The organism is Eubacterium multiforme (assembly GCF_030813415.1).
GTDB classification, from domain to species: Bacteria; Bacillota; Clostridia; order Clostridiales; family Clostridiaceae; genus Clostridium; species Clostridium multiforme.
In genome coordinates this window covers 19,592-28,065 of sequence record NZ_JAUSUF010000022.1, presented here as the reverse complement: position 1 = coordinate 28,065, position 8,474 = coordinate 19,592, and the positions used below count along the sequence as shown (strand labels likewise).

Genomic DNA, 8,474 nt, shown 5'->3' with positions numbered 1-8,474 from the left:
AAACACTCCTTCCCATTCCGAACAGGAAAGTTAAGCTTTATAGCGCCGATGGTACTGCATGGGAGACCGTGTGGGAGAGTAGGACGTTGCCAGGTCCAATTGGATCTTTAGCTCAGTTGGTTAGAGCAACCGGCTCATAACCGGTAGGTCCGGGGTTCGAGTCCCTGAAGGTCCACCATTTTGGGGGTATAGCTCAGCTGGGAGAGCACCTGCCTTGCACGCAGGGGGTCAGGAGTTCGAATCTCCTTACCTCCACCAAAAGGTGGAAAGCTATGAACAAAAGTTCATAGCTTTTTTTGTTATATATAAAATTGATAAGATATTATGTAAATGGTATTATTTAATTAAGAAATAAATTTGTTGAGGAAATTAATATGAACTATAGAATTAAACAATTTTATTGGTATGTTACTTCAAGTTGGAAAAAGGTAGATATAAAATTAATAAAAAAATATTTAAATAATAATGAGCAAAAATTATTTAATAAATTAAATAATTCAGAACAACATCATTGTATTAGGGTTTGTAATGATGCCATTAAAATGGTAGATAGCGAGAATATAAAGATTAATAGGAATAAGCTAGCTAAAATAGCATTACTTCATGATGTAGGTAAGACAACAAAATATTTAAATGTTATAGATAAGTCTGTTATCGTATTACTAGATAAATTTACAAAGGGCAAATTAAAAAAATATACTAATATAAAAAAAGTAGATGTGTATTATAATCATCCAATAAAAGGAGTTAGAATATTAGAGAATTTACATAATTATGATAAGGAGTTTTTGGATGTTATAAAAAAGCATCATCAAAATCCCCATAAAATTTCAAAGGAAGATGAGAATATATATCTTGAAATAATAAGGGAATGTGATAATAAAAATTAAATCTATTAAAGGAGATATAAGGTATTATGGATTCAAATAAGAGGCGAGAGGATATTTTACTTAGATTAAATAATAGAAATAATACTCCTATAAAAGGGATAGAATTTGCAAAAATATATAATGTTACGAGACAAATAATAGTTAAAGATATAGCATTATTAAGAGCTAAGGGAAATAAAATAGTTTCTACACCTGATGGTTACATTATAGTAAAAGAAGAAAATAAAGTTAAATCATTAATTGTAGTAAATCATAATGAGAGTAGAATAGGAGAGGAATTAGAGATAATTATCAAATATGGGGGAATTATAGAAGATGTTATTGTGGAGCATCCTATATACGGAGAAATAAAAGCCACTTTAATGATTAAAAATTTAAATGATTTAAATAATTTCATGAGTAAATGCAAAATCAATAATCCACTTCCTTTATCCTTATTAACTAATGGAGTTCATATGCATACAATTTTATGTGATAATGAAGAGGATATTGAGTTAATAAAGCAAGATTTAAAGAAAAATGGTTTTATAGTTTCTTAAAATAATTTATAGGATATGGAGGTATATTAGACAATATGGATTATGATGTATTAATATTAGGGGCTGGAATAGTTGGTTGCGCAGTTGCCTATGAGTTATCTAAATATAATCTTAATATAGCAGTTATTGAGAAGGGATATGATGTTGCAGATGATATTGCTGTAGCTAATACTGCCATTGTATATGATGGGTCTGAGACTTCTAATGCAGTTATGGCTGGTCTTGAAAATATAGGAAGCGTTCTTATTAAAGAGGCTTGTGAAAAGTTTAAGATACCATATAAAAAGATAGGGTCTCTTAGAATTGCAACTAATGAAGAACAAGAAATAAGACTTGAAGAAATGTATGTTGAAGCAAAAAATAGAGGTATATTAGGGGTAAAGCTTATTGATGGTGATGATGTAGATCAAATAGAACCTAATTTAAAGGTTGATATTAGAAAGGCTTTATATTCAAAAAATACAGCTATAATTGCACCATATGATTTATCAATTACATATGCAGAGGTAGCAGCTGATAACGGAGTAAACTTTAGATTAGAAGAAGAAGTTTTTAATATAAGTAAAATAACTAAAGGATTTGATGTAACTACAAATAAAAATAAATTTAAATGTAGGATAGTTATAAATACAATTCCTGATGAAATATATGTAGACAATAATAAGGTTAAAGAAAATGTTATAGATAATGTTATACAAAAGAAAATGAATTATTTTTTAACTGAGGATAAGGTAAAGGATAATCCTAAAAAGATAATTGTTAATGTAATTGATGATCAAACTTTCGTTATAAATTCACCTATGATTAATGGTGGAAATATGCTTGGAGTTAAAAATACAGATATTCTAGATGTAGATAAGGGTGCATATTTTGGAAAATATATTATTCCAGATGTTAGTAAAGAGAATATAACTGAAATGATAAGGGAAGTATATAAAAAAGATGAAATGGTTATTGATGATAGTGAGCTTGATAATGGATATATAAGAGTTACAGGTAAACATTATGGAAAGATAACAATTGCACCTGCAATAGCAGAAAGTATAAAGGATTCAACAATTAACATTATGAATGCAACACCTAAGAAAAATTTTATAGATAAGAGAAGAGAATTCTATAGGTTTAGAGATTTAAATAGGGATGAAATAAATGAGATAATAAAACTTGATAAAAGATATGGAAATATTGTTTGCATTTGTAATAAGGTAAGTGAAGGTGAAATAGTAGACTGTATAAGAAGACCTCTTGGAGCTAGAACACTTGAAGGTGTTAAAAAAAGAACGGGAGCAGGTTATGGAAACTGTCATGGTTCTTATTGTGCAAGAAAAATAATAAATATTTTAGCAAGAGAGATGGATAGAAGACCAATTGATATAGTTAGAAATTCAAAGGATTCAAATATATTAGAAGGAAGAATAAAGGAATTTGATGAAGTTTAAGTTAGGAGGATGGTTTTTTGAGTAATAAGGATATCTTTACTAGCGTTGTAAGAATAAAAGGTGATGCTAAACATAAGGTTGTACCTGTAAAGAGTAGTGATAAGGTTGATATATCTTTGTGGAGAGAATTTTCTAAGGTTATAGGTAGAATATATACAAGTACACCTATAAATACTGGAGATATAATATGCAAAAATATATTAAATACAGGTATAGATATTGTTTGCAGCAAAAGAATAGATAGTGAATAATAAATATTAAATAGAATATTGACAAGAAAGCTTTAAATGTATATATTAGAGTTAACATAAATAGTAAGTTTTAAACTGGTGATAAGGATAAGTAGTTTAATTTAGTCTTTAAGAGAGTCAGTGTGTGGTGTGAACTGATAGTCTAATTAATATGAATCTACCTTTGAGGGACTGTGAAAACAAGCAGTACGGTGAAGAATCGTTAAATCTATTAAGAGGATAAAAATTTTATTTTTATCAATTAGGGTGGCAACGCGGAGTCTATTCGTCCCTTTTATTTAAGGGATATAGGCTCTTTTTATATGTAAAAATTTAAATGATATAAATACATTTTAGGAGGAAACAGATATGTTGGATTTAAAAAGAATAAGAAATAATCCTGAAGAAATTAAAAAGGCTTTAACTAATAGAGGAGAAGACTTTGATTTATCTACTATTGATGAATTAGTTAAATTAGATGAAGAAAGAAGAAATATACTTGTAGAAGTAGAAGTTTTAAAGAGCAAAAGAAATCAAGTTTCATCAGAAATTCCAAAGCTTAAAAAGGCTGGAGAAGATGTAGCTCTAATAATGGCAGAGATGAAGGAACTTGGAAATGAAATAAAAGAACATGATGCTAATTTAGCAAATGTTAATGAAAAAATAGAGTACTTAATGCTTAGAATACCAAATATACCAAACCCACAAGTTCCAGAGGGAGAATCAGATGCAGATAATGTTGAGATTAAAAGATGGGGAGATGTAAGAGAATTTAAAGGTGAACCAAAAGCACATTGGGATTTAGGATTAGACCTTGGAATACTTGATGCTGAAAGAGGCGGAAAAGTTGCAGGTTCAAGATTTACATTCTATAAAGGATTAGGAGCAAGACTTGAAAGATCAGTTCTTAATTACTTTATGGATAAACATTCAAATGATCATGGTTATACAGAAATATTACCTCCATACATGGTTAATAGAGCAAGTATGACAGGTACAGGTCAATTACCTAAATTTGAAGAGGATGCTTTTAAGGTAGAAAACAATGGATTCTTCTTAATACCAACAGCAGAGGTTCCTGTAACTAATATGTATAGAGATGAAGTGTTAAATGGTGAAGAACTTCCAATTAAGCATGTAGCTTATTCAGCTTGTTTTAGAGCAGAGGCTGGTTCAGCAGGTAGAGATACTAGAGGACTTATAAGACAACATCAATTTAATAAAGTTGAGTTAGTTAAATTCTCAAGACCAGAAGATTCATATGATGAGTTAGAAAAGTTAACTAGAGATGCAGAAGAAGTTTTAGAAGAATTAGGATTACCATATAGAAAGGTTAGAATCTGTAAAGGTGATTTAGGATTTACAGCTGCTTTAAAGTATGACTTAGAAGTTTGGATGCCAAGTTATAACAGATATGTTGAAATTTCAAGCTGCTCAAACTTTGAAGATTTCCAAGCAAGAAGAGCTAACATTAAGTTTAGAGATGGAAAGGGTAAGCCTCAATTCGTTCATACATTAAATGGATCAGGTTTAGCTGTTGGTAGAACTGTTGCAGCAATACTTGAAAATTATCAAAATGAAGATGGAACAGTAGAAGTTCCAGAAGTATTAAAGAAATATATGGGTGTAGATGTAATAAAATAATACAAATTAAATATTGTTTTAAATTTATGCTATAAATTAATATATGCCAGTAGTAAGTTTTGTAATTTGCTACTGGCAGTATTTTTTTATAAAGTAGATTCTATATATTTAATAACTCCATCATTTACATTAGAATCAATAATTGAAGTTGATAACTCTTTTAATTTAGAACAAGCATTTTGTACAGCATAACATTCATCAGATATTTCAAACATTGGAATATCATTTAAATTATCTCCAAAGGAAATTAATCTATCAAAATTTAAGTCATCCATTATTTTCTTTATAGAATTTGCTTTTGAAGATTTACAACTGTAAATTTCTAAATTATATAAATCTCTATTATAAATATCCTCATATGCAACATAATATATTCCTTCAATATTTTTAATTTCTTTTTCTATATTTAAAATAGTTTCTTTATTATCCATTAAGAAAAAGTATAAAACATCAGAATCTTTAGGTAGAGGAGCATCTATAAATGTTTTAAAAGGACCACCATTATGTGCATTTATAAAATTTTCCTGAACATAATTGTTAGATTTAGTATAGTATGCATTTATATGGTTATCATAAATAGTATAGGAGAATGAAGTAGTTTCATTTTGGGATAAGATAAGAGATATTTTTTCTACTATATCTGAAGAGATTTTATTATATGATAAATATTTATTGTTTTTTAGATCATATATAGCAGCTCCATTCATAACAACTATTGGTAGATTAATATTTAAAGGTGATAATATTGGAACTACTGTAGCTGGTGTTCTAGCAGTTGCAATAGAAAAGTTTAAGTTAGAATCCAACAGTTTATTTAAATTTGTTTTAGTATACTCTGAAAGTTCAGCATTTTTATTTAAAAGGGTTCCGTCTAAGTCTGATATGTATAAGTTCATAATTGCCTCCTAGTAATGATTAGTTAATATAAAATTTTTAATAATTATAATATAAATAATATTATAACATCAAATTTATTATATAAGAATTTAACTTTAAAGTATTAATTATATTAAAATGAAAATTTTAAACTAGTATGTTCACAATGATAAGAGCTTTTAACAAATAAATTTAAAAGGTATATCAAATTATATATTAACGTATGTTTAGGAGGCTAAGGCTTATGCAAACAAAGGCTAAGAATAGTAGTATATATTTATTATCATTTATTATTCCAATAATAATTTTGTTTTTAGTATATATGCTTATTGGAATATATCCTGCTGGAGATAAATCTATACTTTTTAGAGATTTAGATGGGCAGTATATAAGTTATTTTAGTGAACTTAGAAATACTATTTTAGGAAATGGGAGTTTTGCATATTCTTTTTCAAAAGAAATAGGTGGAGGAATGGTTGGGCTAGAAACCTATTATTTAATGAGTCCATTAAACATACTGCTTATATTATTCCCTAAAAGTATGATTACAGAAGCTGTTATTATAATTATTTTATTAAAGATAGGTTTTTGCGGACTTACGTTTTTTATATTTTTGAAGAATTCATTTAGAAATTTTGGATATTATACATTAATATTCACTACAGCATATGCACTTATGTCTTACAATATAGTTTATCAAACTAACATAATGTGGCTTGATGGGGTGGCTATGCTTCCTCTTGTTATAATAGGAATAGAAAATATTATTTATAAAAATAAATCATTAATGTATATTATTACATTGGCTTTATCAATAGTATTTAATTTTTATATTGGATTTATAATATGTATTTTTTCTTTAATTTATTTTTTATATAAGGTATTTATACATTTAAATAAAAATAAACTGAAATTTAAAGATTTTTTTTGCAAATTTTTAAGGTTTTCTTTTTCATCTGTTATTAGTGCACTTTTAAGTTCAGTTGTAATAGTACCTACTATTTATGCTTTAATGGGTGGAAAGGCTAAGTTTGAGTTTTTCACTATGCCCTTTAGAGTTAATTATAACTTTTTTGATATAGTTTCTAGGTTTTATATTAGTGGATTAGGGGATAGAGATATATTAAAGGGGTTACCTAATATATATTGTGGAATATTTATTGCATTATTAGCAGTATTATATTTATTTAACAAAAGCATATCTAAGTTTGAAAAAGGTAGCTCTATTGTTGTTGTACTTATTTTACTTGTAAGTTTTTATATTAATAAAATAGACTATATATGGCATGGATTTAATAAGCCAGTTGGATTTCCATATAGATATTCCTTTGTATTTAGCTTTTTTATTATAATGCTAGCATATAAATCATATTTGAATTTTAAATATATAAATAAAAATATTATATCTATATTATTTTTGGGTATTTGCGGTATTTCAGCTTTAATGATAAGAGAAAAATATAAGTATTTATCTATATTAAATATTATGATAAGTCTTATTTTATGTGCATTATACTGTTTATTTATAGTAGTTAAGAAAAAATCAAATTATAGGAATACAGTAGTTTTCTGTTTATTAATTACAACAATATTGGAATTAGGAATAAGTTCAACAAGTATTCTTAAAGATATAAAATTTAAGTCAAGAAGTGGCTTTATTAATTATGTTAATGATACTGAAAGTGTAATAAATTTTATAAAGAATAATGATGATACTTTTTATAGGATAGGTAAGACATTTAAATATAATAATAATGATCCTATGTTATTAAATTATAATGGATTAAGTCATTTTAGTTCTGTATATAAGGTTTATATTAGTAATTTTATGAAAAGTATGGGATTTAATCAAAATAATATCTGGTATGCTTATGATGATGGATCTACAGTAATAGCTAATTCATTATTAGGGGTAAAATATATAATTGTAAAGGATGAGAATAAAGATAAATATAATGATACATATAAATTTTTATATAAGTATAAGGATATGAATGTTTATTTAAATGAATATGTTTTGCCTTTAGGTTTTATGGTTAGCAATAATATATTAGATTTTAAATATTATAAAAATCCATTTGATTTTCAGAATGAATTAATAAAGTCTATGAATAATAATATAGATAGTAAAATGTATTTAAAAATTAAAGATTATAATGTTAGTTTAAAGAATTTAAACTTAATAAAGACTGATAATTATAATGAATATTATAAAGTTAATAAAAATAAAGAAGGAGAAATAATTATAAGATTTAATGCTCCGAATAATGATCCTTTGTATGTGTTTTTAGAAACAGACTACATAAAAGGTGCAGATATTTTTATTAATAATAAAAAAATTAGTAGTATTTCAAAAGGTAATTATAAAGTTGTTCCATTAGGAAGATATGAGCATTATGCCCCATTAGAATTAAAAATAAAATTAAAAGATAATAAATTTAATTTATCAAATATATATTTAGAGAATTTGGATTTAAAGAAATTTGAAGAGGCATTTAGTAATCTTTCTAAAAATAAATTTAATATAATGGAGTATAAAAGTAATTTTATTAAAGGTAATGTAACTTCTACAAAATCCAAAAGTATTTTATATACAACTATACCATATGATGAAGGATGGAAAGTCACGTTAGATGGAGAAAAGGTTGAGACAATTAAGTTAATGAATTCATTAATGGGTATAAATATTCCAAAGGTAGGAAAACATATTTTAGAGTTTAAATATATTCCTAGTGGGTTATATTTAGGTAGTACATTAACTTTATTATCAATATGTATAATATTAATAATATGTATTTATAATAGAAAATATAAATAGAGTTTAAGGGCTAATCTAAAAGTTATATTTTTATATAG

General features: G+C 26.1%; 7 protein-coding genes, 2 tRNA genes, 1 rRNA gene and 1 other annotated feature. Of the genes, 9 read left to right on the top strand and 1 reads right to left on the bottom strand.

The genetic code is table 11. The annotated features are described in order from the left end of the window. The 8 genes from rrf to serS form a co-directional block, all read left to right on the top strand. A 5S ribosomal RNA gene (gene rrf, locus J2S18_RS15945) occupies positions 1-95 on the top strand; the annotation flags it as partial. 6 nt (positions 96-101) lie between these two features. Continuing rightward, positions 102-178, top strand: a tRNA-Ile gene (locus tag J2S18_RS15940). Positions 179-182: 4 nt separating this feature from the next. After that, positions 183-258: transfer RNA gene (locus tag J2S18_RS15935), tRNA-Ala, on the top strand. 116 nt (positions 259-374) lie between these two features. Next, the gene (locus J2S18_RS15930) at positions 375-890 is read left to right on the top strand and encodes an HDIG domain-containing metalloprotein (RefSeq protein ID WP_307488325.1); all 516 of its coding nucleotides are present in this window, start codon (positions 375-377) and stop codon (positions 888-890) included. Between the two features lie 26 nt (positions 891-916). After that, the gene (locus J2S18_RS15925; protein ID WP_307488324.1) at positions 917-1,429 is read left to right on the top strand and encodes a transcription repressor NadR; all 513 of its coding nucleotides are present in this window, start codon (positions 917-919) and stop codon (positions 1,427-1,429) included. 35 nt (positions 1,430-1,464) lie between these two features. Further along, on the top strand, positions 1,465-2,868 hold the full coding sequence (locus tag J2S18_RS15920) for an NAD(P)/FAD-dependent oxidoreductase (protein WP_307488323.1): 1,404 nt from the start codon (positions 1,465-1,467) through the stop codon (positions 2,866-2,868). Positions 2,869-2,885: 17 nt separating this feature from the next. Beyond that, on the top strand, positions 2,886-3,119 hold the full coding sequence (locus J2S18_RS15915) for a DUF1667 domain-containing protein (RefSeq protein WP_307488321.1): 234 nt from the start codon (positions 2,886-2,888) through the stop codon (positions 3,117-3,119). A gap of 69 nt (positions 3,120-3,188) precedes the next feature. Further along, positions 3,189-3,395: a binding site (T-box leader), on the top strand. 72 nt (positions 3,396-3,467) lie between these two features. Further along, positions 3,468-4,742 carry a serine--tRNA ligase gene (gene serS / locus J2S18_RS15910; protein ID WP_307488318.1) on the top strand — a complete coding sequence of 425 codons (1,275 nt, stop codon included), beginning with the start codon at positions 3,468-3,470 and terminating at the stop codon, positions 4,740-4,742. A gap of 86 nt (positions 4,743-4,828) precedes the next feature. On the opposite strand, the gene J2S18_RS15905 is transcribed toward serS, so the two are convergent. After that, the gene (locus J2S18_RS15905; RefSeq protein ID WP_307488317.1) at positions 4,829-5,638 is read right to left on the bottom strand and encodes a Cof-type HAD-IIB family hydrolase; all 810 of its coding nucleotides are present in this window, start codon (positions 5,636-5,638) and stop codon (positions 4,829-4,831) included. A 224-nt stretch (positions 5,639-5,862) separates the two neighbouring features. Here J2S18_RS15905 and J2S18_RS15900 point away from each other — a divergent pair, with 224 nt between their 5' ends. Further along, positions 5,863-8,436, top strand: coding sequence for a YfhO family protein (locus J2S18_RS15900; protein ID WP_307488315.1), 2,574 nt, complete (start codon positions 5,863-5,865; stop codon positions 8,434-8,436). Positions 8,437-8,474 lie beyond the last annotated feature (38 nt).

Excerpts from the sequence above, each read along its gene's own strand:
- J2S18_RS15920 (WP_307488323.1), top strand. The coding sequence starts at position 1,465 with ATGGATTATGATGTATTAATATTAGGGGCTGGAATAGTTGGTTGCGCA.
- J2S18_RS15900 (WP_307488315.1), top strand. The coding sequence starts at position 5,863 with ATGCAAACAAAGGCTAAGAATAGTAGTATATATTTATTATCATTTATT.
- J2S18_RS15925 (WP_307488324.1), top strand. The coding sequence starts at position 917 with ATGGATTCAAATAAGAGGCGAGAGGATATTTTACTTAGATTAAATAAT.
- serS (WP_307488318.1), top strand. The coding sequence starts at position 3,468 with ATGTTGGATTTAAAAAGAATAAGAAATAATCCTGAAGAAATTAAAAAG.
- J2S18_RS15905 (WP_307488317.1), bottom strand. The coding sequence starts at position 5,638 with ATGAACTTATACATATCAGACTTAGACGGAACCCTTTTAAATAAAAAT.
- J2S18_RS15930 (WP_307488325.1), top strand. The coding sequence starts at position 375 with ATGAACTATAGAATTAAACAATTTTATTGGTATGTTACTTCAAGTTGG.